Source organism: Rhizobium esperanzae, from assembly GCF_002204185.1.
Lineage (GTDB): Bacteria > Pseudomonadota > Alphaproteobacteria > Rhizobiales > Rhizobiaceae > Rhizobium > Rhizobium esperanzae.
The window spans coordinates 217,472-242,855 of record NZ_MXPU01000005.1 but is presented as its reverse complement, the minus strand read 5'-3'; the positions used below and the strand labels follow the sequence as shown (position 1 = coordinate 242,855).

Genomic DNA, 25,384 nt, shown 5'->3' with positions numbered 1-25,384 from the left:
TCGCCAAACCTCCACATGCGCTCGTTAGCATTTTGTTGACCATAAGCTGGCTTTACTGGGCCTGATGGATGCGGAGGTTTCCGCCCGTCGAATGTTTGGTGTGGGACGGGATTGTTGGTGTTGGAGTATTCACAGGGTTTATCGGGTGAAGCCTTGGGCGGAATTGCCGCGCTCCTGTCGCGTGCCAAACGCTTCGCGGCGCAGACCGTTCTGCCGGCTCTGTTTGCGCTGCCGGCACTTGCCGGTTCTGCATCCCTCGCCTCGGCGGAAGATCGGGCGCTGAAGCTGTTCTTTACCCACACGGGCGAAAGGGCGACGATTACCTACAAGCGGGATGGAAAGTTCGATTCAAGGGGCCTCGCCCAGATCAACCGGTTCCTGCGCGACTGGCGAAGGAACGAGCCGACCCGGATGGATCCGCGGCTGCTCGACCTGGTCTGGGAGGTGTATAAGAAGAGCGGCGGCAAGGATTATATCCATGTCGTCTCCGCCTATCGTTCCCCTGCGACCAACAACATGCTGCGCAACCGCTCGCGCAGCACTGGCGTCGCCAAGAAGAGCCAGCACATGCTGGGCAAGGCGATGGATTTCTACGTTCCCGGCGTGAAGCTTGCGACACTGCGTGCCATTGCCATGCAGATGCAGGTCGGCGGTGTCGGATATTATCCGACGTCGGGATCGCCCTTCGTGCATCTCGATGTCGGCAATGTCCGGGCCTGGCCCCGTATGTCCCGGCAGGAACTCGCGCGCATATTCCCGAATGGGAAGACGATGCATCTTCCGGCCGATGGCCGGCCGCTGCCGGGATACAGTCAGGCGGTTGCGAACTACAGGAAGCGCGTCAGCTCCAGCTCGATCGAGATCGCCAGCACCGCCGGAGAAGACGAAGACACGGGAGCCTCCGCCACCCCGAGCGGCGGCACCACGGACAACAAGCTGGTGACGGCGCTGCTGCCGACGTCGAGAAGCCGGGCGTTGAATGCGCTAGCGCAGCAGACCGGCGCGGCCGAGCGCGATGACAAAGGCGCCGCTCCCGACCTTTCATCTCTCCCGATTCCGATACCGGCGATGCGCCCCCTCGCCCTGGACGCGGGCGCGGACGACAAACTGGTGACTGCCTCGATCGGCCCGATTGCAGCACTTCCGGAGAGACGGCCGCCCGCATTGCCGGCTCACGCACGCTTCCAGCCCGTCGTTGCCGCACCGCAGACCTCCAGGCAGGGCGCCGACATGATCGCCTCCCTGCCGATGACCGCGTCGTGGGAAGACGCAGATTTCCTTGGATCGACGTCCGAAGCGGCGCTGATGCAATGGGCGCTGCATTCTCCCGGCGCGGCGATTGGCTTGAGCGCGCCTCGCCTTTCCCCACGCACGGTCCATCGCGAGGCGAATGTCGCGGCTTCAGACGACAATCCCGTTCCGGTCGCCGCCACAGGTCCGTTCGACGCAAGCCGGTTTTCGTCGCTCCCGGAGGGGTGACCACAGGAAAACGACAGGTACATAGGGATCGGAAGGCGTTTCTAAGCTTGCGCCAGAGAATTGCTCAGTTGCTGCGGGGACAAGGGCGGAGAGCCAATGGTGACACTGAATCCCTATGCTCTGTGCGATCCACAATACCTCGAGACAACCTTCCGAGATCCGATTGCGCGCGGCGGCACGGCAGCGGGTAAGCCGACGATCGCCGGCGGCTCCATTATTTCATGCGGCCCGAACGGCGCTGTGCATAGGCCGCCGGCTCATCTCACTGTCTCAGTGAACGACCGCGATCACCCGTATTCCGGCTTCCTCCGCGGCGCGAATGAGTGCGGCGCGCGCCACATCGGGCGAAATATTGCCCTGGATCGCATCCAGGCAGGTCTTTACAGCCGCAATATATTCCCGCCCGTCATCCGTCGGCCAGGCGGCGATAAGCGCGCCGGCGACCTCGCCGAGCGACCGGACCAGCCTGTGTTTTTCCTGGCCGCCCATTACAAGCATCAGAGGCGCGAAGTCTTCGCTCGTGTGCCAGTCCACGATACCGACCGTCTGTATTGCCATTCGTTCATTTACCCTCCACAAGAAACCTTTCCCATCCGCTGAAACGCGGACGCCAGGATCGGCGAGTTGGCGCTTCGCAGGAGGTCCCGGCAGTGCTTCGCGACGACCAGGGCCTTCCCGAGACGTCCTTCAATCGGACGGGAAGCATCTAAGGCAGGTGACGCCGGGGAAAAGCCGGACCTAAGTCGCACTGGAAGGGCGACATTCGCTGCTCATATAACAGATGCATGTAACCTGCAGGTCCGTGGAGGGGCGGAACGGGAGGAGGAGATGAAGTTCGGCCCCGACAACAACAACCACGAAGAGCGCTTTTCGCAAGGCCACAGTTCGGCAGCAACCATCGCAACAATCGAAGCAGCCCTTTCCGCTGATCCCGACATCGACAGTAGCGCTATCGAAGTCAGGATGCTCGGCCCTGTCGTGCTGCTCGAAGGCTATATAACAAGGCCTGCCGACCGCGAAAAAGCCATAGCACTTGCCGCGATGATCGTCGGTGAGGAGAATGTCCACGACCGGATGCTGAGCCGTTTCTCCACGCAGTAGCGAGGGGTCGGCGGCTGGGACCAAGGTCGGCTAAGCCCCGGCCTCAAGTCCTAACTCCGGAACCGTTCCTCCGTTAGCCGGTTGGCACTCCAGTGGAACCAACCGCGTCAATGGAGCAACAGATGAATATCAAAGCAGTAACAACTGCCGCTGGCATCCTGCTGGCATCGGCGTCTGCCTTTGCGCAGCAGTCGACGGTCACAGGTGCGGTCGGCGGCGCCGCGACGGGTGCGATCGTCGGCGGCCCGGTGGGTGCTGCCGTCGGCGGCATCGTCGGCGGCGTCGCAGGCAGCGTCATCGATCCGCCGCCGCCAAAGGTGGTGACCTATGTCGAGCAGGCTCCCGCCCCGGCTGAACGCGTCGTGGTGAAGGAGAAGGTCGTCGTCGGACAACCCCTGCCGGAGACCGTCGTCGTAACGCCAATTCCCGACGATCCGAAATATGCATATGCGATCGTCAACGATCAGCGTGTGATCGTGGAACCTTCCTCGCGGACCGTCATCCAGGTCATCGAGTGACCAACAGACGGCAAAGCCGCCATTCCAACAATCAGAGCGCGCATGTCACGCATGAGAATGCGGGCGGCATCGCGCGTTCAAACTTCGGAGAATGATCATGAAAAGCAACCATCTCACCATGCTTCTGGCTGCGCTGTCGCTCAGCGTGTCGCCGCTTGCCACACTGCCGGCCGCGGCCCAGCAGGACACGACCAAGAGCAGCGGTCAAGCCCAGCCCGGTTCTCAAAGCACGGATTCCGGTTCGCAATCCGGCGCCGGCAAGACCGACTGCACCCCCGATGCTTCCGGGGCCTGCCCGCAGGGCAAGGGTCAGACGACACAGCAGAAATCCGGCCAGGGCTCCGACATGAAAAAGAGCGCTGAACAGCCTTCGAACGACAACAGCTCGACGAGCGGAAGCACCCCGGGCAAGGCTTCGACGGAAACCAAGCCCGCATCGCCGGACGCCAGCGGCGCCACCACGACCGAACAGAAGCCCGCCGCCAAATCCGGCACCACCACCACGCAGAGCGGCGATACGTCGAAGCAGCCGAGCGATCAGAATGCGACGACGACAAACAAGAGCTCGTCGGAAACCAACGTCAACAACAACACCACGACCAACAACCAGACGAACACCAAAACCAACGTCAACATATCGGTCGAGCAGCAGACCGAAATTCGAACGGTCGTAAAGGAGGTCCATGTCAAGCCGGTGAAGGAAGTGGACTTCTCGGTCTCCGTCGGGGTGAAAATTCCGAAGAAAGTCCGGCTTGACCCGCTGCCCCCACGCATCGTCAAAATCGTGCCGCAATATGAAGGCTATCGCTTCTTCATCCTTGCGGACGGCCGGATCGTCATCGTCGATCCGAATGCTTTGACGATCGTCTACATCATCGAGGCTTAAACCGGCAGGCGGTCCCGGCGGCGTTATTTTTCGCCGCCGAGCCGCCCCGCCATCACCTAGCGTCGACCGGCGGCCAGACGTCGGTTTCGTGATCCGGATGTTGGTGGTTCGTGCTGCTGATCCGCAGACGCATTTCCGGGTTAGCGGCATAGGTGGGAGAGTCACCGGGAACATCTCTCAGCCCGGAATACCAGACAACGCGGCTCTCATTGCCGTATTGATTTTCCGGAGGCGCCTGGTTCGGATCATCCAAGGTGCCGACAAGAACGCCGATGTCGTCGCCATCCGGATAGTCGAAGGTCAGTGGCGTGCCGCAGGCGGCGCAGAAGCCGCGCCGCCCAACGTCGGAACTCATGAAATAACTGATCGTGCCGCGCGTGACCCGAAATGCCGGCTTCAGAACCGGGCAGATGATCGCAAACGGTCCGCCGACCGCCTTTTGGCACATGCGGCAGTGGCAGACATGGACATTCTGCGGTCTTTGGCTCAGCGCATAACGTATTGCGCCGCACTGACATCCGCCTGTGAAATCGACATCCATGGTCCATCCCTCGCTTTCTGAAGCCCCGAAGTCATTTGAAAATAGAGTAGCCAGGCATATCGGCTCTTGTCACAGGTTTTTGCCGAATACCTACGGAGCAACGAGTTTCCGCGTGGGAAAGACCATCAAACCGCAGCACCCTCTCTCCGATACGCACATTGAGTGACTCGCCTTCCACCCGGCTTGGGCGTTTACTCTATCGCTCTGGCGGAGGAAGCAGACCATGGCCATGTATCTCACGCGCTTCAGCTACACGCCCGAAACCTGGGCGCGCATGATCGAAAACCCCGAGGATCGCCGGGAGGCGGCACGCAGCTACATCGAATCCGTGGGCGGCAAACTCCACGGGTTCTGGTACGCCTTCGGCGAGCATGACGGATGGAATTTGTGGGAGGCGCCCGACAACGTATCGATGGCGGCCGTCACGCTTGCGATCGGCGCCGGCGGCGCGCTCAGCTCCATTGAGACCAGCGTGCTCCTCGAGGTCGAGGATACGATCCGGGCCTTGGAAAAGGCAAAGTCGATCCGGTACCGTCCACCGGCGGCGTAGGCCGGTGGAACAGCGCCGGCAGCAAGACGAACTCTCGGCGCGCGCGGTGGTCAGTGACGGCTGTTTCAGAGTGGAACTCCGCCGACACCAGTGACGGGCGCGGCATTCGGGTCGGTCGGGGTGCTCGGCGTGGGGGTCGATGCAGGCGCAGCTGCCGGCTGCGATGGGCGATCACCGCAGGTTGCGCGGTTGAACAAGCCTACCCCAAAACCTGAACTGCTTATAAGGCCAGTTGCTGCAAGACAAAATACGTCATTCTACAAAGCAGCGGCGGAGGCGGCCGATATGCCGACGCCGATGAAGCCTATTCGCTCTGCCTGAAATTCCGGATCCGATCGAACAGCACCGCCAGCACGATCGCGCCGCCGATAAAGGTCCCCTGCCAGAAGGCGTTGATGCCGAGCAGGCCGAGGCTGTTGCGGATCACTTCGATCAGCGCCGCACCGACCAGGGCGCCGAAGGCGGTGCCGACGCCGCCGGCGAGATTGGCGCCGCCGATGACGGCGGCGGCGATAACCTGCAGTTCCATGCCGGCGCCGATATTGGTGGTGACGGCGCCGAGCCAGCCGGTCTGGACAATGCCGGCAATGCCGGCCGACAGCGCCGAGATCATGTAGACGGCGACCTTGATGCGGCGCACGGGAACCCCGGTCAGTGTTGCGGCGTGTTCATTGCCGCCGATGGCAAAGATATAGCGGCCGAAGCGCGTCCAGCGCAGCACGAAGCCGGTCAGAAGCGCCAGGATGATCATGTAGAGGACAGGATTGGCGATGCCGAGGAACCAGGCGCCGCCCCCGAGCGCCAGGAGCTTGTCGTGATCGGGACCGAACTGGAAAACGACGGTGTTGTTGGAGGCGACCATGGCCAGGCTGCGCGCCACCGACAGCATGCCGAGCGTCACCACGAAGGGCGGGAAATCGAGATAGGCGATCATCACGCCATTGAAAGCGCCGACGACAAGCGCGGTGCCGATCGCGGCCGCTATGCCGATTTCGATGCCGTAACCGGCATGCATGGTGACAGCCAGCACCATGCTGCAGAGGCAGAGCACCGAACCGACGGAGAGGTCAATGCCGCCGGTGATGATGACGAGCGTCATGCCGAGCGCAATGATGGCGACGAAGGTGACGTTGCGGGTGATGTTGTAGAGGTTCTTCGCCGTCGCGAAGGAATCGGTGGCGAAGGACAGGAAGAGGCAGGCGAGAATGACGGCGATCAGCACCCAGAAGGTCTGGCTGCCGACAAACTCCGAAAGCCGGCTTCGCTCTCTCTGCGCAATCGTCTGGTCAAGGGTAACTGCCATTGCTGACCTTCTTTCTGCCTCGTGTCGCGCCGCTCAAACCTGTTCGATGGCGCCTGTTATCAGACCCGTCACTTCCTCCGGCGAACTCGACGCGATCGATTTGTCGGCGACTTTCCGGCCGCGGCGCATGACGATCACCCGATCGGCGACGGTAAAGACGTCCGGCATGCGGTGACTGATCAGCACGACCGCGATGCCGCGATCGCGCAATTCGCGGATCAGGTTCAAGACCTCCGCCACCTGGCGGACCGAAATCGCAGCGGTCGGCTCGTCCATCAGCACGATCTTCGCTTCCGACAGCATGGTGCGGCCGATCGCCACCGCCTGCCGCTGGCCGCCCGACATCTGCTTGACCAGATCGCGCGGGCGGGTTTCCGATTTCAGCTCCTTGAAGATCTCGCCGGCGCGCCTGTACATCGTCTTGTAATCGAGCACGCGGAACGGGCCGACGCCGCGGCGGAGCTCGCGGCCGAGGAAGACATTGGCGGCGGCCGTCAGATTGTTGCAGAGCGCCAGATCCTGATGGACGATCTCGATGCCGTGCTGGCGCGCCTCGACCGGCCGGTGCATGACGATTTCCTTGCCGTCGAGCCGCATCGTGCCCTCGCTCGGCCGGAAGTTGCCGGCGATCATCTTGACCAGCGTGCTCTTTCCCGCACCGTTATCGCCCATCAGACCGACGACCTGGCCGGCTTCGAGCGTAAACGACACGTCGTTTACCGCCTGGATGGCACCAAAATGCTTGGAAATATTGGTAAGTTCGAGAACCGCTGCCAGCCGACCACCCTCCCCGGAACCCGCAGGCTGCCGTGGCGCATCGGACGCCAGCCACCTGCAATCTCGCTCTCCCGATCTCCTCCCGAAAAAGCGATTATGATCATTTACGCAAATGGCCGAGGAATGGTCAATAAAATCTCGGCCTAACCGGCCCGCTCAAGCAAAAATCTACTTCGCCGCGCAAATACAGATTGACGCCGGAAACGCTGGGATATTAGCTGTTGCTGGGAGAGAGACCATGCTGATCCTTGTCACCGGGGCTACGGGCAAGGTCGGGCGGCGCTTCATATCTGGGCTGCTTGACGAGCCGAAGTTTTCCAATACACGCATTCGCGCGCTTTGCCACAACCGCGTGATCGAAGAGTCCGACCGCATCGAGGTCATCAAGGGTTCGATCGCCGACAGCGCCGTCGTGACAGCGGCGATGGCGGGCGTCACCCATGTGCTGCATCTCGCCACCTGCAAGGAAACGCCTGACGATGTGATGGATGTTACGGTCAAGGGGCTGTTCTGGCTGCTCGAGGCCTTTCGCCTAAACCCGACGGCGCGCCAGTTCATCCTCATCGGCGGCGATGCCGGCATCGGCCATTTCTTCTATCGTCACGACGGGCCGGTGACCGAAAAGACGCCGCATCGGGCATATCCCGGCTGCTACGCGCTTTCCAAGGTGCTGGAAGAGGTGATGCTGGAGCAGTTCGCCATCCAATACGGCATCAACAGCTGCTGCCTGCGCGCGCCCTGGATCATGGAGAAGGACGATTTCAAGTTTACCCTCTCTTTCGGCGACGACGTGTTCGGCGGGCCGGATTGGAAGAGCCTGGTGCCGCCGGCCGATGCGGAACGTTATGCGCGCGACGGCACGGTGCCGCTGCTGCGCGATGCCGACGGACGGCCGCTGAAGCGCAATTTCGTCCATGTCGACGATCTCGTCTCCGCGATCCTGGCGGCGCTCGACAATCCGCGTGCCGTGGGCCAGCTCTTCAACATCGCGATGGATCGGCCGGTCGATTACGGCGAAGTCGCCGCTTATCTCGCCCGCACGCGCGGGCTCGGCTCCGTCGACATCCCGAGTGAATATCACTCGAACTGGATGGATAACAGCAAGGCGAAGTTCCTCCTGGACTGGCGCCCCGTCTACGATCTGGAAAAGCTCATCGATTCAGCCTGGGAATACCAGCGTTCGAGGGAGGAGCCTCGTATCGTCTGGTATCCCGGTTGATAACAGGGCGGACGAAGGCGTCCGCCATTTCAAAAAGGGAGGAAGCTATGAGGAAGGCATTATTGCTGGCTGCTGCTGCAGTCGTGGCGTTCACGGCCGGTGAGGCCATGGCCGCCAAGAAGCAGCTGGTCATCGTCGTCAAGGGCCTCGACAACCCGTTCTTCGAGGCGATCAACCAGGGTTGCCAGAAATGGAACAAGGAAAACGCCTCGGCCGAATATGAATGCTTCTATACCGGCCCGGCATCGACCTCGGACGAGGCCGGCGAAGCGCAGATCGTCCAGGATATGCTCGGCAAGGCCGATACGGCGGCGATCGCCATCTCGCCGTCGAACGCCAAGCTGATCGCCCAGACGCTCAAGACCGCCAATCCGAGCGTACCCGTCATGACGCTCGATGCCGATCTGGCGGCCGAAGATTCGGCTTTGCGCAAGACCTATCTCGGCACCGACAACTACCTGATGGGCGCCAAGATCGGCGAATATATCAAGAAGGCCAAGCCAAAGGGCGGCAAGATCTGCACGATCGAAGGCAATCCCGGCGCCGACAACATCCTGCGCCGCGCCCAGGGTATGCGTGACACGTTGAGCGGCAAGAAGGGACTCGACGCCCTGAAGGGCGAAGGCGGCTGGACCGAGGTGGCGGGCTGCCCGGTCTTTACAAATGACGACGGCGCCAAGGGCGTGCAGGCGATGACCGACATCCTCGCCGCCAATCCCGACCTCGACGCCTTCGGCATTATGGGCGGCTGGCCGCTGTTCGGCGCCCCGCAGCCCTATCGCGACCTGTTCAAGCCGATGGCCGACAAGATCGGCAAGAACGAGTTCGTCATCGGCGCCGCCGACACGATTGGCGATGAAGTGGCGATCGCCAAGGAAGGCTTGGTTACCGCGCTCGTCGGCCAGCGGCCGTTCGAAATGGGCTACAAGGCGCCGACCGTGATGATGGACCTGATCTCGGGCAAGAAGGTCGATGATCCGGTCTTTACCGGGCTGGACGAGTGCACCAAGGATACGGTCGATACTTGCATCCAGAAATGACGCCTCAATCGGAGCGCCCATTCCGGTGGGCGCTCCCCTGGATTACCTTTCGATTTCCGAAAAGATCCAGTCGGAAAAAGCGCGCATGGCCGCCGTGACCGGCCGCGACTGCAGGCGCGTCAGCCAATAGCTTCCGAGCGAGATGACGGTGGCGAAGGGCTGCACGATCGCACCCGAGCAGAGGTGCCTTGAAAACATCGAGGGCGGGGCGAGCGCCACGCCGAGCCCCTGCAGAGCCGCCTCCATCATGCCGACGGAGGAATCGAAGACGATGCCGGCATTGACCTGGGCGGCCGGCGGCACGCCCGTGGCCTGGAACCAGGTGCTCCACTCATCCGTGCGATAGCTGCGAAGCAATGTCGCCCCGGCAAGGTCTGCCGGCGATCGGAGTTCGTCGGCCAGTTTCGGGATGCAGAGAGGCGAAAGCGGCGCTTCGAACAGGCGCTCAGCCTGCGTGCCGTGCCATGAGCCGCTGCCGAAGCGGATGGCGAAATCGAGCCCTTCCGCCGCCGGATCGACGCGGTTGTTGTTGGTGGAAATGCGCAGATCGATGAAGGGATGCCGGCGCTGGAAATCCGCAAGCCGCGGCAGGAGCCAGCCGACGGCGAAGGTTCCGACGACACCGAGGAACATGAGCTCGCGCACCTGCCCGGCCTCAATCCTGTCGAGCGTCGTCGCCATCTGGTCGAAGGAGGCGGTGACCGCCGGCAGCAGCGCTTCGCCTTCCGCGGTGATCTTCAAGCCGCGGGGAAGGCGCTGGAACAGCGCCACGCCCAGCCGCTTCTCCAGTCCCTTGACCTGCTGGCTGACGGCCGCCTGGGTGACACAGAGCTCGATTGCAGCGCGGGTGAAGCTCAGATGCCGCGCGGAGGCTTCGAAGGCGCGGAGACTGTTCAGCGGGAGGAATGGACGAACCATGTAAGCCCTAGATTTTCTTTTATCTCCCGCGAGATATCATCGTTTGTGATCGGAAAACAGCGCCTTTAAACGCGGTCTGAGTGCGCTTCAAGCTCTGTTCACCGACCTTTGGAGGGATGACTGATATGAAGATTATTGGGATAGGAATTTTATCGGCCGCTTTGATCTCGGCATGTGGCGTCAGCGGTTTTGCCGCCGATGCCGCGAAAGTGAGGGGGATCGCCGACGCCGCGATCAAGCCGGTCATGGAGAAAAACGCCATCCCGGGCGTTGCCGTCGGCATCACCGTCGATGGAGAGCAGCATGTCTTCACGTATGGCGTCGAATCGAAGGAGACCGGCCGGCCGGTGGCGCCGACGACGCTGTTCGAACTCGGATCAATCAGCAAGACTTTCACTGCGACGCTGGCATCTTACGCTGACGCGAAGGACGAATTTTCGCTCGACGGCAAGGTGAGCACATATCTGCCGGCGATGAAAGGCAAGCCGTTCGGCGATGTCGCGCTGATCAATCTCGCCACCCATACCGCCGGCGGATTTCCGCTGCAGCTGCCCGATGATGTCAAGACCGAAAAGCAGCTGCTTTCCTATTTCGCCGCCTGGCAGCCCTCCTACGCGACGGGGACGCAGAGAAGTTACGCCAATCCGAGCATCGGCATGCTCGGCTACATCACTGCGAAGGCCATGGGCGGCGATTTCGCAGCCCTGATGGAAGGCAAACTGTTTGCCGCTCTCGAATTGAAGAGCACCTTTATCAAGGTGCCGAAGTCGCGGCTGGCCGATTATGCTCAAGGCTATAAGCGCAGCGGCGAGCCGGCGCGGCTGACGCCGGCCCTGCTTTCCTCCGAAGCCTATGGCGTGAGATCGACGGCCGGCGACATGATCCGCTTCGTCGGCGCCAATATGGGCCTGGTCAAACTCGACGAAACGCTGCAGCAGGCGATTGCCAGGACCCATACCGGATATTTCAGCGTCGGGGCGATGACCCAGGATCTGATCTGGGAGCAATATGCCTATCCCGCCACCCTGGCGAGCCTGCTCGAGGGCAATTCGGCCGCTATGCTGAAGACAATTCCGGTCTCTGAGCTCAGGCCACCGATGAAACCGCGTGACGACGTCTGGATCAACAAGACAGGCTCGACCAACGGCTTCGGCGCCTATGTCGCCTTCATTCCCAAGGAGCGTCTCGGCATCGTCATCCTGGCCAATAAAAATTATCCCAACCAGGATCGGGTCGCCGCCGCCTATCAGATATTGACCGCACTTGCGGCCGACTGATCGGAAATGGGCGCAATCGGCGCGACGGACGCCGGAGCGGACTGTTTACGCGTCAGCCTTGAATCACACCGACGGCAATGCTCTGAATCAAGTGATCGTCTCAAGTCGGACCTTAGCCCGATGCGCGACTGCACCCTTGTGATAGAGAACCACCCTTGACGGCTGACGGACATGCTGTAGTCGAGCCGGCTACAGCATGTGTCCAACAGTCCGCAACTTCGCCCCGCAGTGCACAGGGTGATACTACCTTAAGTACTGCAAATTAATAATTAAGATTAACGCGCGAGTATTTCTTAGAATTTCTCTAAGCAATTGCCAGTCCTTATAGGGAATGCTAATAGACAGTTACCTTTTTGAAGCCATCAGGGGCAATGCAAATGAAAACTGTATTGATTTCGGGCGGAGCTGGTTTCATCGGATCGCATCTGTGCGACCGACTTCTGCTTCGGACTGACCTTCAGAAACTCGTCGTTGTAGACAATCTTTGGACCGGACTTTTCGAAAACATCGAGCACATCAAGGACCCGCGTTTCCACTTCGTGAAATCGGATGTCGAAACCCTGCAGACCTCCGATAAATTCGACGAAATCTATCATCTTGCCTCTCCCGCATCGCCGCCCTGGTATATGAAGGAGCCGAAGCGGACGATTTCCGCCAATCTTCTCGGGGCAATGCGGCTTCTCGATCTCCTGAAAAAGGGGGGGCGTTTCGGCTTTACCTCGTCTTCCGAAGTCTATGGCGATCCGCTCGTCTCGCCGCAGCCTGAATCCTACAAGGGCCAGGTCGACTGTACCGGCCCACGCTCGTCCTACGACGAGAGCAAGCGCTGCACGGAATCGCTGCTGTTCGAGATGCAGCGCACCCAGGGGCTCGACGTCAAGGTCATCCGTCCCTTCAACATTTATGGCCCGAGAACCCGCGCCGACGATGGGCGGGCGGTCTCCAACTTCATCACCCAGGCGCTTTCGGGCCGCCCGATCACCGTATTCGGCGACGGTCTGCAGTCCCGCAGCTGGGGCTATGTCGACGATATCGTCGACGGTTTCGCCCGTTATTTCTGGATAAACCAAACCGACTATAAGGGGCCGCTGAATATCGGCAACGATCGCGAGATTTCGGTTCTCGAGGTCGCGCAATATGTCTCCCGCCTCGTCGGCGGCGTGCCGATCGTCTTCGAGCCCTCCCCCCCGCAGGATCCCACCAACCGGCGGCCGGACCTCAGCAATGCGAACTACGTCATGCCCGAGTGGTCGTGTAAGATCAGTTACGAGCAAGGCGTGGCCCTGACGCTCGAATGGTTCAGGGAAAAAATGAAGGCCGAGAAGCAATCATCACAGCTGCGCAGCGCGCATCGTTGATGCTGACGGCTTGGGCGGCGCGCGGCCTTTCGGACGCGCGAAGGCGATATTCTGAACCGGCGCATCGTGCCCGTCAGATCAGCCCGATTTAGGGCCGATGCGCAAGGTTCAAGGGTGCGATCGAGAGAGCGTTGATGCGAGTACCAATTCCGGCTGATCTGAAGGACATCCGCTTTCCCGTACCAATTCACTATCTGGATCTCGCCTCGGCCGAGGTCGATACCGGCTCATCCGCCCTTTCCGAGGGGTTGGTGATCTTTCTGTCGGATGGCCTTCCCGTAGGACAGGCCTATGTCGACAAGCCAGAGAACACGGCCGCACTCGCCTTGCGCGTCGTCCAGCCCGAGACGGTCGAGCATGCGCATCAGGTCGCGCGAATACCGCTCAAAAATAATGACGTCAGTATTCTGATCTGCACCAAGGACCGGCCCGACGAGCTGGCCCGCTGCTTGGCATCCATCCCCAGACAATCTCTTCCGCCGGTCGAGATCGTCGTTGTCGACAACGCATCGGCCGGCGATGGCACGCGTCGTGTCGCAGAGGCAGCCGGCGCCACCTATGTCCGTGAGGATAGGATCGGCCTCGACTATGCCCGAAACGCTGCCGTGCGCGCGGCAACGACGGAATTCGTCGCCTTCACGGACGACGATGTGGTGCTTCACGAACGATGGCTCGAGAACCTGATGAAGGGGTTCGACCAGCCCGAAATCGGGTGCGTCACCGGCCTCGTCCTTCCCGGAGAGCTTTCCACGCCCGCGCAGCTGATATTCGAAAGACACTGGGGGTTCGGCCGAGGCTATCGGCGCAGGGACTTCGATCGGCACTTCTATCGCCGGCATAAGCGGCATAAAAATCCCATGTCGATGGTCGGCGCAGGAGCAAGCCAGGCGTTTCGTCGCAAAGTGTTCGATGAATGCGGATTATTCGACGTCCGACTCGGCGCGGGGGCGGCTGGGTGTTCGGACGACTCCGAATTCTGGGATCGGCTGCTCCATCATGGCCATACTTGCCGCTACGAGCCGACCGCGGTTTCGTGGCATTTTCACCGCAAGGACATGGAAGGGCTGGCAAAACAGATCCATCAATATATGAAAGGCCATGTCGCTGCGCTGCTGATCCAGTACCAGAACACCGGCAAGCTGGGCAATCTGCGCCGCATGCTGATGTCGCTCCCCTGGTATCATCTCAAAAGGTTCGCGAAGCGGCTCGAACGCGGAGCGACTTCGGACAACTTCTTTCTGAAGGAAGAGGTTCTGGGGAGCCTGCAGGGCGCATTTTATCTTCTCGGCCGCTGGAAAATGCAGCCATGGTGACGGCGTCGAGACCCGCGATCTCCTTTCTCATCCCGGCCTATAATGCCGCCGGTACGCTGTCGGATTGTCTGGGCAGCCTGCAAAATCAGACGATATCGAACTGGCAGGCGGTCGTGGTGGATGACGGCTCGACCGACGGAACTTGGGAGATCCTTGAAAGCCTTGCCAGCGCGGACGGGCGGATTACGCTTTACCGTCAACCGAATGCCGGTGCCGCCGCCGCACGCAATGCAGCCGCTCAGCTTGCCGCTGCGCCTCTCCTCTGTATGCTCGATGCCGACGACTGGCTGGATCCCGCCTTCAACGAAAGCATGCTGCCGATCGCCAGCAACCAGTCTCAGCCACTAATCGCCCATTGCAGCTATCGCCGCGTCACGGCCGACGGCCGGATGCAGAAGATCGAGCAGGCGCATGACCTTACCGGAGATCGTGCAATCCAACAATTTTCGTCAATTTGCGCTCTGGCCATTCATACGGCAGTCTTTCCCAAGCGCCTTTTTACGGAACTGGGCGGCATGGATGTCACATTACAAACCTGCGAGGACTGGGATCTCTGGCTTCGCATGGCGTTCGCCGGGGCTCGATTCCAGCGGGTGGACAAATGCCTGGCCTTCTATCGCATGAAGGCCGGCTCTCTGTCGTCCGATCCGATCAGGATGATGCGGGACGCGATTGTCGTGACGGAAAGGGCGCGGGCCTTGCAAGTTGAGCGGAGCTTGCCGACGCAGGGCGAGGACGACGCTTGGCCGAAGCCGGCCCTTAGCCAGCTTCGCGTCTTCATTTGGATCGCGTCGATGCATCTTTATGCGGAAACCGATCCCAAGGACCTGGCCGAGCTTCTGCCGGAATTTCCCGATGGCTCGGGCCACGAAGACATGATGGCGGTGGCCATCCTTCATGGGTTGCAGACGGGCCAATCGGTTGAGAATACTGCCGCCCTGATCGACCTGATGGACTCATGGGCACCGGCAGTCGCGCGGCTCCTCGCCCTCATCGAAAGCCATTCGCTGGCCGGAACCGCACGAAAGACAGAGCAGCTTCTTGCCTGGCGGCTTTCATCAGAAGCCGTCTCGCGTTCTTTTAAGCTCGGACGCGTCCAGACTGTGGGCGTCGACGTCAACAAGCTGGCGAAGATTACCAAGGCCGTCGAAGCAGATACGCTGTTACTGCAGCTTTCGTCCGGACAGAAACATATCGGTGCCCACGTGGGGCCGCTGTGGGGAGATCTGTCGGTCGGCGCATTGGTTCGCCTGATCGTCCGGGACATGCATGCAGGCGGTCGACTGCCCACGCCCAGGACCTTCGCCTATGCGCGCCACTGGTTATTCGAAACCTTGCGTAACTATAGAGGCTTCCTTGGGATTCTTCGTCGGGGAGGACGACGGCGGGGACGCCTCGGCCGCCTTGTCCAGTCAACGCGCGACGCAGCTCTTATAAAATCCCTGGCAGGCGACGGGGAAACGGATGACCAGCGCCTTTCGAAGGTAGATCGACAGAATGAGCGCTTGCATGGCGCGGTGCTAGCCGAGCGCCGCGGAAAAAAAACGGGAAAGGAAGCTCTTTTGTCAGAGGCCGCTTCCAAAGAGGAATATTGGGAAAGGGTCTTTGAGCATCCCGACCCATGGAACTACGTGTCGATCTACGAACAGGTCAAATATGAACAGACGCTGGGCCTTGTTCCGGAAGGGATAGGCAAGGCATTGGAACTTGCCTGTGCGGAGGGGATATTCTCCGCGAAGCTTGCGCAAAAGGTCGGGACGCTGACTGCAACGGACATCTCGCGTCGTGCGATCGAAAGAGCATCCGAGCGGTGCCGAGAGTGGGGGAATGCCGAGTTTCGTGTCCTGGACTTCGCAGGCGACGACATTCCTGGCGGACAGGACCTGATCGTCTGCTCGGAAGTCCTCTATTACATGGATGACGAACAGGTCTTGGAGCGGGTCTGCCGAAAGATTGCCGCAGCACTGAAGCCAGGCGGCTGTCTGATTACCGCTCACGCCCATCTCCGGCGAGACGAGCCCGAAAGGACCGGTTTCGATTGGGACAATCCGTTCGGTGTCGGCACCATCAGGAAAGTCTTTTCGAACCTGCCGGACCTTACCCTGGAAGAAACGATCGAGACCGAGCTTTACGCCATTCATCGGTTCCGCAAGGGTGAAACGTCCGTCCACACAATGCGGATTGAACGGCACGGTGTCCCATTGGACACGGAGGTGGCCAAGAACATCATCTGGGGACCGGCCGGCGTCGAACGAGTGGCGGCGTGGTCGAACGAAGTGACGACCTCGATCCCGGTGTTGATGTATCACAGAATCGCGCGCGAAGGTCCCGATCGGCTGCGGCGTTTCCGGATCGCGCCGGAGATGTTCCGCCAGCAGATGCAGTTTCTCCGGCGGCAGGGCTACTATGGGCTGACGGCCGATGCGCTGGCCCATCTGCTTCAGGTGGGAACGCCGATACAGGGGCGGCCGGTCGTCCTGACCTTCGATGATGCCTATCTCGATTTTTTTACCGAAGCCTATCCCATCCTTGTGGAGAACGGCTTCAGCGCCGACGTTTTCGTCGTGACGGACAAAGTGGGCGGCCGATCGGATTGGGATGCCGCTTACGGTGAGCCAGCCCCTCTGATGTCTTGGAACGACATTGAGGATCTTCATCGAAAGGGCATCCGATTTGGGTCTCATCTGGAAACCCACACGCCGGCGAGTGCGCTGGATAACGCCACGCTACTGGCCGAAGCGGTTCATTCTCGCAAGACGCTTGAGGACCGGCTCGGCGCGGCCACGACATCTATCGCTCTCCCCTTCGGCTGCACCGATTTCCGTGTTCCCGGAATTCTGGCCAAGGCGGGATATCAAATTGGCTTCACCACCAGGCCGGCAAAGGCGGGCTTTTCGGACAAGCTGCTGTCACTCCCGCGCCTTGAGGTACGCGGCGATTTACCCGTCACGGCGTTCGCCGAACTGATGGGCCATCCCAACGCCTTTATCGGATAATGCCATGATCATTGACCCTCCTTTGGTGACCGTCATCATTCCCGCGTACAATGCGGAAGCGACCCTCGTGCAAACGCTGCGAAGCGTCTCGGCCCAAACCTATGAACACCTCGAGATACTCGTCGTGGACGATGGATCGCGGGACGAAACATTCGAACTGGCGACACAATATCGCCTTTCTGACCCGCGCGTTCGTGTCCTTCGCCAGCAAAACGGCGGCGTCGCCCTTGCCCGCAACTACGGTATAGAAGAGGCCCGCGGCAGCTACATCGCACCGATCGATGCCGATGACCTCTGGCACCCTCTAAAAATCGAGATGCAAGTCCGCGCGCTCGGGAAATTGTCGGCAGGCCACGGCGTCGCCTACAACTGGTACGCGGCAATCGACGGGGACGACGTGATTTTCAGCCATTCGGGTCCCGTGCTCTATGAGGGCGATGTCTTCGAAATATTGGTCGGGGAAAATTTCATCGGCAACGGCAGCACCCCCCTCATGCCGCGGGCGGAGGTCCTGGCATGCGGGGGTTATGATTCTGCCCTGCGTGATCAGGGAGCCGAGGGATGCGAGGACCTGAAGCTCTATCTCGCATTGGCTGAAAGACTACCGTTTGCAGTGGCTCCCGATTTCCTGACCGGTTATCGTTTTACCGCAGGCAACATGTCGAGCAACGCCTCGCGCATGCTGAAATCCCACGCTCTGGTGATGGCAGACGTGAAGCGGCGCCATCCCGATCTTGCCGCCGCCGCCACCCGGGCGGAATTCCATACGGCGTGCTGGTATTTCAAGAAGGCGTTTGCCGGCGGCAACTACGGGCAGGTCAGGAAAGTGGCGTCTCTCCTTGTCAGGAGATTTCCGTCAAGGCTTGTCGGCCTGGTTGCCAGGCATCTGTGGCGCCAAGCGAAGCGGCAGCGCAGGAAACTGTTGAAACGGATACGTGGTAGGTCGCACGCGTGGCCGAAAGGGGCGGCTCCGAAAAGCGTGGCGCTCCCCATCAGCGGCACGTCGTTTTACGACCTTGTCGCAGCCACGCCAATACGGACAGGCGAGCTCATCAAGTCCCGGATGGATCATTTATGATGACGCTACGGAAACCCGTTCTCCGCAGGTCGTGGGGCGCCTTCAACGTTATTGTCGCAGCGCGTTTCCGCGAACTTCTGGAGCTCGTTCCCTCACTCCGGTTGAAAACCTCCGTCCTGATCGTCATCGGTATCCTTACCGGGCTGTCGGAAATGGTGGGGATAACTTTGCTGGTCAGCCTCGTTTTTGCCCTCAGCCAACAAAGCCCCGCTTCCGGGTCCGTCGGCTGGCTACCGGCATACTTTGGCGGATTGGAATCTTCCATCACGAAGTCGATGCTAGTCGCCGTGCTGATCTGCGCGATCATCCTGAGGATCATTCTGGGCTTCGTCAACGACATCATCGCAAGCACCGTAAGCCATCAGATCAGCGAGAGTATTCGTCACCGTCTTTATGCAAAGATTCTGACGATCCCCTTCCAGCGATTTCAACGCTATGAGCGCAGCGATCTGATCAATGTCATAGCCACCGAATCCTATTCCGTGGCCTCAGCTCATACCGGCCTTGTGCGCCTGGGAATCAGTCTCGGTACCATCATCATCTTCGGGGTCGGAATGCTCGTAATGGCATGGCCGATTGCTGTGCTCGCGGTGATGTTCGGCGTCGTCCATAACCTCAGCCTCGGCTTGTTTGCAGCTGCCTATCGCCGTCTTGGCGCCGCCAGTCTTTCAGCTCTGGAAGAATTGACCCATCTGAGCTGGACCACATTGCAGACGTTAAAGGCGGTGAAGAGCTTCGGTCTGGAAGACGACCACAAAGGTATTTTCGAAACCTTGTCCAAGACAGTGGGGGAAACCTGGCGCCGTTCGGATCGGATGGGGGCAGCAACGTCGCTTCTGAGCGAAACGCTGACATTCGGGGTGATCCTGACGATCATCCTGTCCTCGCAGGTCCTGCCGGTCGATTTTCGGGCCGCCCTGTCTGCCACGATACTTCTTTACAGGCTCCAGCCACATATCAAGCAATTCGATTCCCAGCTGCTGCGCTTGCATGAAATCGAAGCCTCACTGCAAAACGTGCTCGCGCTGATCGCGGAACAGGACGACGCCAGGAAAACTGCAGGCGGAGAGGAACTGCGACATCTAAAACAGGAGATCGTTTTCCACGATGTATCCTTCTTCTACGAAGAGGCCAGAATGCCTGCCGTGCGTCATGCCAGCTTCTCGATCAGGGCAGGCGAGACCACGGCTCTGACCGGACCCAGCGGCTCCGGCAAAACGACGATCATCAACATGCTCCTCGACCTTATTCAGCCGACCGAAGGCCGGATCACGATCGATGGCAAGGACCTCTCGAATATCGAGCGATCCAGCTGGCTGCGCCTGCTCGCGGTCTCGGGCCAAGACGTCGAGCTTATGGATGGCTCCGTCCTCGACAATATCCGCTTCCGTCGCGACATCCTTGAGGAGGATGTCCGCTGGGCGGCAGATATGGCCTGCGCCACCGAATTCATCGAGAATCTGCCCTACGGCTTCGACGAATGGCTGGGCGACGAAGCGATCCGGCTTTCGGGTGGGCAACGACAGCGCATCGGTCTGGCGCGGGCGCTGGCCGGCCGGCCCGACATATTGCTCCTGGACGAAGCGACCAGCGCACTCGACGAGGAGACGGAGGGGCGCGTGCTCTCCCTCCTGCTCAGGGAATATGACGGCCGGACCCTGATCGTCGTCAGCCATCGCCCGTCGGTCGCAAGGTTGATGAAGAACCGGATCGACCTGCGTCCGGCCACAACAGCGGATGGGTTGCTCTATGGCGGCTGAGTCTCTATCCGGATTGACGGTGGCAGTCGTCATCCCTGCCTACAATGCCGAAGAGTTCATCGCCGCCACACTTCGATCGGTTGTCGACCAGACCCATTCGGCACTCGAAATTATCGTCGTGGACGACGGCTCCACCGACGATACCGCATCGATCTGTCGCGAGTTCGCCGCAGCTGATCCGAGGATCACGATCCTGTCGACCGAAAATCGCGGTGTAGCCGCGGCGCGCAATGCCGGGATCGAGGCATCCAGGTCCAGCTATATAGCCTTCATCGACGCGGATGACCTATGGCATCCCACTTATGTCGAAAGGATGCTGTCAGCGCTCCATCCCCTGCCGGACGCCTGGGGTGCAGTATATGCCCTTCACCGTTTCGTCGATTCCGAGGGATATTGCACGAAGTCCGGCTCTTCGCTCAACGCCCGGGAATCCATCCTCATTCGCCACCTCGTCTTCCGCTTTGTCGGCAATGGCAGCGGCTTCATGGTGCGCCGCGCCGTCATAGACAAAATCGGCGGCTACGATCCGAGCTATGCCGATCGAGGAATTGGAGGATGCGAAGACTTCGATTTCGAACTCCGCACTGCCGAGCATTTCAAGATCGAGGCGGTGCCACTCGGTCTGGTGGGCTATCGCGTTCATTCCGCGGCCATGTCTGCCGACAGGTCCCGAATGGCGCGGTCGCTTTTGGCAGTGACCGAGCAATGTGTCTCTCGCAACCCGGAACTTCCCGCTTTCGTCGTCAGTTGCGCCCACACCTCGGCTCACCTTTATGCATTCTCAAAATTTGCAGCGTTGAAAGATTGGCACAGCGCCGCCACCTCGCTTAGGCAGATCTATCATCATAGCCCCCTCCTTGCTGTGGCCGTCATAATCAAACTGATCTTTTCAAAAGCCAACAGAGCCACAAACAGGGCTTTGGCCAAAGTCCGGCCGGTCAAGCAATCAAAGCAGAAGTATTTTAAGAAATTCGAGGAACTAGATCCCCTTATCCCGCTGGTCGGCGGATGGTCACGCTTCCGGACGAAGGCCTTGTTCCGGCGCTTATCGAAGATCGACCGGTGCGGCGGAGAGTCCGCTGCGACCTCGCGAAGATAGAGCAATCTCCGCCAAGCGAGAGAGAACGAAAATGCTTCGGAAGGCCGGCGCTTTCCACTCCGCCGGCGACCATCTCATTATTTTGAAGTACAAACTTCAAAAAAGACAAATGTTGGCGTAACGATAAGACAATAAATTGTGGGAAAACATAACTAACCCAACAATAATCCGTGACAGCATCGACTTTAACAGCAATCATATCTTCGTACTGTGCAGGCAATCTTATCCGAGGACCCGTCACCACCCCGGCGGGTCCTCTAACTCTGCGAAGGTTGGCGCAGAGTAAACAGTGAATCCTGCGTCGGACGACGAGAAATCCGCTATATCGACAGGACCAAGGCTCCCGTTTTACAACGCATCGTCTCGGCCAACATTGCAATTAATGCCGAATGCTTCCACTCAGCGACCCCGGCGCACAGCAAGAAGTCGTCACGCAGGCGATATTATTATCTATTATAGTCCGTCACATTATCTACTATTTTTCAGTTACTACACCCTGCAGTAATTATTAGAAAATACTCATTTAGCTTATAATAGATATCTAGATACAACTTTTATACGAAATAGATATTTTTACCTTTTGGTAAAATTTCATTAATATTTTACTCAGCCGCGGGATTGTTAAATTTTGTATCCCGCAGCCAACAGGGATGAATGCTGTCAAAAAAAAAGTAAACTGCCGACGTTATTTCCGCTTTGCCTTGTCGGCAGCGGGCGTGACTGGCCGGCATTATAAACGAGGCGGCCACGACCGATTGCCCGACGGTGTCCGGACTGGCCGGCTCCAAAGAACCTGGCAACGCAATTCAACATCAACGAATGATGATCTGGAGACGAATGAAACTTTAATATGCCCGCAAATCAAAGGACTATCACAGTTCATCACGCCACTGGCCAGACCGGTATAAGGCAGCCTTCGACTGATCATGACAAGTTCTCCTGATGATCCGAGACCCTCGGAATGACAAGCCGCAGCCTAGGAGACGACCAGCTTCGGTCGAGCGGCTCCCCCGACATGGAACGATGAACCCTCCAGCACGAAAGACCTCACCTCATTCAACGGGCTGAGTGTCCGGTTATGGCCAAACCTGTGTCGAAATGGTCGCACCCGCCGTCGAATTAACCGTTCATAAAGCATTTGCTTGCTCAACTTATAATTTGTGTCATGGTCACTGCAAGTAGTGAGGAGCCGACCTGATGAGTGATATGGCATCGCAGATTCCGGAATTTGGTTATGATGAACGCGTGATGATCTGCCGGAAACAGATTGAGAAGGCGGTTTATCAGTTCATTGCAAACACGAAGGTCGAGGGGTGCGATCCGGCGGAAGTCGCAATGGCCATCGCGGACATTGCCGACGATTACATTTTACTGCTGGCACAGAAGCGCAATTTGACCCATTGAGATCAGGGACCGGCCAGGCTGGCCGGTCGGCAGACGACCGCTAAAACGAAAATCGTCGCCGTCTCCTTGCCCGGAGACAACGTCAACGAAACCGCTTACCATTCATTTGAACCTATCTTTTACGCAGGGTGTCGAATAAGTTCTGAACGAGCGGCAGTCGTCCGGCGGCCCGCGAAATGCCGGGGACCTCTTCGAAGCCAACAATTCAGATGATTGCCGATACATTGAGCCTGCAGGGTAGCTCGTATTCCCCCGACAGCACCCGTCTTTTGAACCGATCAAGCCCCATTATTCGCGACCCATCATCGGTACAAGGCGCCCATAACCCTCGAAGGCCACGTTAACGTTCACGGGTTATCCAAAGTTCTGAAGCAGCAAGGCGCCGCCCGGCACATCGGCCCGGAACCGCAATCGATTTTCGGAAAGCGCGATTCATAGATGAGGGTGTTGTTAAAGCGTCCTTTGTGCGTCCGATAGAACGCACCCGCTCTAATGACTTTTTATGCTCACCAGGGGAACCGGAGAACTCAATTCGGCCAACTCTCTGGTCAGCCCCTCCCCGACTTCCTGTTTCACCGCCTCAAGAGCAAGGTCGAGGCAATTCGTCGCGAATTGCAGTTTGACATCCTGAGCAACCTGCCGCGCATAGGCGATCATCCGTGCCAGTGCGACCAGTTCGTCCAGAGCGTCTTTCGCCCCCAGATCTCCATCTAGTTTAATAGTCGATGTCACGCCCATGCCCATTTTCTCCAACGAATGGAAGGAATGATACGCGGGCTGACGTGGTCGAGCCCGTGAAAAAAGCGTGACACAACTCTCGGTGACGATCGTCGCCTTTGCTTCACAATGCGGACCGTGTGGAGAACGAGGTTTCGCGCAGTTTCCAGCACAAATCGGCATTCACGCGAATATCGGCGGTCGACTGCACCACCTTTAACAATTCCAGTGCATCGATGCGTTTTGGTCAACGGAATGCGACACGAGGGTGGCCAGAAGGTGCGGGCGATCCGGCTCGGCTACGCCAGCGCATTGCTCGACGATTGCCCGCCACGTCCGCCTCTTGAAGAATATTGCGCTCGCGGCGTCTTCGATGACTTGGCGCAGCCCATCTGGGAGCAACTCATTCCTTTCCATGGCGTCGAGCGTAGCGCAGACATTGACGAGCGGTCCCGTCAGCGGCTTGCCGCCCAGCCCGCTCGGCGCGTGCACGAGCGCAACGGCGGCATCGTCGACCAGCCGACCCATGCGATAGTCTTCGAAAATGCGGCCGATCCCGATCATCCCGAATGAATGACATTCCGCAGCGCGCAGCGCGCCCATGCTTGCCGCCCCGAGGACCGTCACGCCAAGCGAAAGAGCATGGAGAATTTCCTTATGCCAGACCGGTGCAGCGTATTCGAAACCGCCATCGATCAGGCCGATGACATTGGCACCCTGTTCCACCACAGCCAGAACATCGCCCTGCGTGGCGGGCGGCAGGACGCGTATCCCCTCGCCGGCAAGTGAGGCTGCATCGGGAAGACTGGGACCCGCGAAAATGACCTTCAAAAGCCTATCGCTCTCGCGAGCGCCCTTGTTCCAAACTGGCGAGCACGCAGCCCTTCCGGATTTTCGAGTTCGGGGATAACGACCTTGACGACGCCAAAGGGAAGCGTGTCGTCGCTGAGGCGTACGGCGATGATCGAACCGATGCCTTTGTTTCGCAAAGCTACCAGCACATGCTGCAGCAAATACGCCAGATCCCGATGTCCTGACGTTCGGTGGCGGACAGGACCGGCAGCCGGCGAGACGGGAACTGCGTCGAAGGCTCGCCGCATCAGCGGCGGCAAGGATCTCGAGAACGTGGCGGGAGAAATATCGTCCCTGGCTCCGCTGATATAGGTGAGTCTGGATTGCGCGGCTTCCGTTACCGCCCGGATGGCCGCGCGCACGGGAGACGGATGGGCTCCCGTACCGCCGGTCACCTCGACAAGGCGAATGTCCCTGCCGCTGTGGCGATCCCGCTGGCCTGGAACGGAATCACAGGGACCCAGAATGGCGGTGAAACAGGGAATGGCGATGTCGCTTGTGATATCGAAGAGCCTGAGCGCCAATCCTGATTTTTCGATCTTGTCGATCAACCCGGTTAGTGCATCGTCCTGAAAGCCGCGGGGGTCGACGCAGCCGGCATAACGATCCCTTTCCGCGCCAACCTGCCATAGCACATTCGCATCCCGCTCGATCCGCTCGAGCACACCGTGGAAAACGGCCTCCTCGATATTGTTTCCCGACGCCAAGCCGTCAGATGACATCCAGTATCGCGCATCGCGCGTGCGGTCGAGCAGCACCGCTTCAAAAGGGATATGGATCGTCTCGCCGGTGAGGATATTGATGCCGGCCACCCATTCCGTCTCCTCGTCCGGCCCGAGATCGGGTTTATGCATGGCGATCAGGCAGTTCAGCGGATCGATCTTGTGCCCCATTGCCTGCAGACCGAACGAGGTATTGCGGACAAGATCGACGAAAGGGTCGCCGGCAACTGCCCGTTCCACGGCTTCCATGACGGCGGATACTTTGGCGTCGATGTCGGTCAGACCCTTTCCCTGAGCAATCACGATTGAGCGCGAATTCGGCGTATAGGCGCACCAGACGGGAATTCCGACGTCATCAAGCCCAGTATGTCGTGCAACCCTTGTTATGCCGAACCGAGCTAAAAAAGGCTCGACGCGGGAAAGAGTTTCCCGCGGCGATATGATCCTGTCGGGATATATGGACCTGTCCGTCAGAA

Annotated in this window: 22 protein-coding genes and 1 pseudogene; 15 read left to right on the top strand and 8 right to left on the bottom strand. The window is 59.5% G+C overall.

Features of this window, described 5'->3' with window-relative positions:
• Positions 1-117: 117 nt before the first annotated feature.
• On the top strand, positions 118-1,479 hold the full coding sequence (locus B5E41_RS09590; RefSeq protein WP_088393261.1) for a peptidoglycan L,D-endopeptidase MepK: 1,362 nt from the start codon (positions 118-120) through the stop codon (positions 1,477-1,479).
• 270 nt (positions 1,480-1,749) lie between these two features.
• Here the strand turns inward: B5E41_RS09590 and B5E41_RS09585 are convergent, their stop codons facing one another.
• Positions 1,750-2,037: a DUF982 domain-containing protein gene (locus B5E41_RS09585; protein ID WP_210303071.1), complete on the bottom strand. Its 288-nt coding sequence runs from the start codon at positions 2,035-2,037 to the stop codon at positions 1,750-1,752.
• A gap of 270 nt (positions 2,038-2,307) precedes the next feature.
• Here B5E41_RS09585 and B5E41_RS09580 point away from each other — a divergent pair, with 270 nt between their 5' ends.
• From B5E41_RS09580 to B5E41_RS09570, 3 genes are all read left to right on the top strand, one after another.
• Complete coding sequence (locus tag B5E41_RS09580; RefSeq protein WP_088393048.1) at positions 2,308-2,580, top strand: BON domain-containing protein; 273 nt, start codon at positions 2,308-2,310, stop codon at positions 2,578-2,580.
• Between the two features lie 122 nt (positions 2,581-2,702).
• Entirely contained in the window at positions 2,703-3,098 is a 396-nt protein-coding gene (locus B5E41_RS09575; RefSeq protein ID WP_088393046.1) for a DUF1236 domain-containing protein, read from the top strand.
• A gap of 97 nt (positions 3,099-3,195) precedes the next feature.
• Positions 3,196-3,984, top strand: a complete 789-nt coding sequence (locus tag B5E41_RS09570; protein ID WP_088393259.1) for a DUF1236 domain-containing protein — start codon at positions 3,196-3,198, stop codon at positions 3,982-3,984.
• A gap of 52 nt (positions 3,985-4,036) precedes the next feature.
• On the opposite strand, the gene B5E41_RS09565 is transcribed toward B5E41_RS09570, so the two are convergent.
• Positions 4,037-4,525 (bottom strand): GFA family protein, encoded by a 489-nt coding sequence (locus B5E41_RS09565; protein WP_088393044.1) that lies wholly within the window; start codon positions 4,523-4,525, stop codon positions 4,037-4,039.
• Between the two features lie 223 nt (positions 4,526-4,748).
• Here B5E41_RS09565 and B5E41_RS09560 point away from each other — a divergent pair, with 223 nt between their 5' ends.
• Positions 4,749-5,075, top strand: coding sequence for a GYD domain-containing protein (locus B5E41_RS09560; protein ID WP_064804337.1), 327 nt, complete (start codon positions 4,749-4,751; stop codon positions 5,073-5,075).
• Positions 5,076-5,379: 304 nt separating this feature from the next.
• Here the strand turns inward: B5E41_RS09560 and B5E41_RS09555 are convergent, their stop codons facing one another.
• The gene (locus B5E41_RS09555) at positions 5,380-6,378 is read right to left on the bottom strand and encodes an ABC transporter permease (protein ID WP_085779084.1); all 999 of its coding nucleotides are present in this window, start codon (positions 6,376-6,378) and stop codon (positions 5,380-5,382) included.
• A 33-nt stretch (positions 6,379-6,411) separates the two neighbouring features.
• Positions 6,412-7,206: an ATP-binding cassette domain-containing protein gene (locus B5E41_RS09550; protein WP_176439369.1), complete on the bottom strand. Its 795-nt coding sequence runs from the start codon at positions 7,204-7,206 to the stop codon at positions 6,412-6,414.
• A gap of 187 nt (positions 7,207-7,393) precedes the next feature.
• Between B5E41_RS09550 and B5E41_RS09545 the strand changes: the two genes are divergently transcribed.
• Positions 7,394-8,374 carry an NAD-dependent epimerase/dehydratase family protein gene (locus B5E41_RS09545; protein WP_088393040.1) on the top strand — a complete coding sequence of 327 codons (981 nt, stop codon included), beginning with the start codon at positions 7,394-7,396 and terminating at the stop codon, positions 8,372-8,374.
• 47 nt (positions 8,375-8,421) lie between these two features.
• The gene (locus B5E41_RS09540) at positions 8,422-9,414 is read left to right on the top strand and encodes a sugar-binding protein (protein WP_088393038.1); all 993 of its coding nucleotides are present in this window, start codon (positions 8,422-8,424) and stop codon (positions 9,412-9,414) included.
• Positions 9,415-9,456: 42 nt separating this feature from the next.
• Here B5E41_RS09540 and B5E41_RS09535 read toward each other — a convergent pair whose 3' ends face one another.
• Positions 9,457-10,332, bottom strand: a complete 876-nt coding sequence (locus tag B5E41_RS09535) for a LysR family transcriptional regulator (RefSeq protein ID WP_088393036.1) — start codon at positions 10,330-10,332, stop codon at positions 9,457-9,459.
• Between the two features lie 125 nt (positions 10,333-10,457).
• Between B5E41_RS09535 and ampC the strand changes: the two genes are divergently transcribed.
• The 8 genes from ampC (at position 10,458) to B5E41_RS09495 (ending at position 22,617) form a co-directional block, all read left to right on the top strand.
• Positions 10,458-11,609 (top strand): class C beta-lactamase, encoded by a 1,152-nt coding sequence (gene ampC, locus B5E41_RS09530; RefSeq protein ID WP_088393034.1) that lies wholly within the window; start codon positions 10,458-10,460, stop codon positions 11,607-11,609.
• A gap of 377 nt (positions 11,610-11,986) precedes the next feature.
• Positions 11,987-12,967: an NAD-dependent epimerase/dehydratase family protein gene (locus tag B5E41_RS09525; protein ID WP_064804350.1), complete on the top strand. Its 981-nt coding sequence runs from the start codon at positions 11,987-11,989 to the stop codon at positions 12,965-12,967.
• Between the two features lie 134 nt (positions 12,968-13,101).
• Positions 13,102-14,280 (top strand): glycosyltransferase family 2 protein, encoded by a 1,179-nt coding sequence (locus tag B5E41_RS09520; RefSeq protein ID WP_088393032.1) that lies wholly within the window; start codon positions 13,102-13,104, stop codon positions 14,278-14,280.
• Complete coding sequence (locus B5E41_RS09515; RefSeq protein ID WP_088393030.1) at positions 14,274-17,276, top strand: glycosyltransferase; 3,003 nt, start codon at positions 14,274-14,276, stop codon at positions 17,274-17,276. Before B5E41_RS09520 ends, B5E41_RS09515 begins: the two co-directional genes overlap by 7 nt.
• A gap of 4 nt (positions 17,277-17,280) precedes the next feature.
• Entirely contained in the window at positions 17,281-18,354 is a 1,074-nt protein-coding gene (locus B5E41_RS09510; RefSeq protein WP_088393028.1) for a glycosyltransferase family 2 protein, read from the top strand.
• Positions 18,351-20,114 carry an ABC transporter ATP-binding protein gene (locus tag B5E41_RS09505; RefSeq protein WP_425350123.1) on the top strand — a complete coding sequence of 588 codons (1,764 nt, stop codon included), beginning with the start codon at positions 18,351-18,353 and terminating at the stop codon, positions 20,112-20,114. Before B5E41_RS09510 ends, B5E41_RS09505 begins: the two co-directional genes overlap by 4 nt.
• Positions 20,104-21,213, top strand: a complete 1,110-nt coding sequence (locus B5E41_RS09500; protein WP_088393026.1) for a glycosyltransferase family 2 protein — start codon at positions 20,104-20,106, stop codon at positions 21,211-21,213. Before B5E41_RS09505 ends, B5E41_RS09500 begins: the two co-directional genes overlap by 11 nt.
• Before the next feature lie 1,197 nt (positions 21,214-22,410).
• A complete protein-coding gene (locus B5E41_RS09495; protein ID WP_004676311.1) occupies positions 22,411-22,617 on the top strand; it encodes a hypothetical protein in 207 nt (68 codons plus the stop codon).
• Between the two features lie 489 nt (positions 22,618-23,106).
• Here B5E41_RS09495 and B5E41_RS09490 read toward each other — a convergent pair whose 3' ends face one another.
• The 3 genes and pseudogenes from B5E41_RS09490 to B5E41_RS09480 form a co-directional block, all read right to left on the bottom strand.
• Positions 23,107-23,355 carry a hypothetical protein gene (locus tag B5E41_RS09490; protein ID WP_064804362.1) on the bottom strand — a complete coding sequence of 83 codons (249 nt, stop codon included), beginning with the start codon at positions 23,353-23,355 and terminating at the stop codon, positions 23,107-23,109.
• 103 nt (positions 23,356-23,458) lie between these two features.
• Positions 23,459-24,165, bottom strand: a pseudogene (locus B5E41_RS09485) (TfuA-like protein).
• Entirely contained in the window at positions 24,162-25,349 is a 1,188-nt protein-coding gene (locus B5E41_RS09480) for a YcaO-like family protein (RefSeq protein ID WP_088393024.1), read from the bottom strand. Before B5E41_RS09480 ends, B5E41_RS09485 begins: the two are co-directional and overlap by 4 nt.
• Positions 25,350-25,384 lie beyond the last annotated feature (35 nt).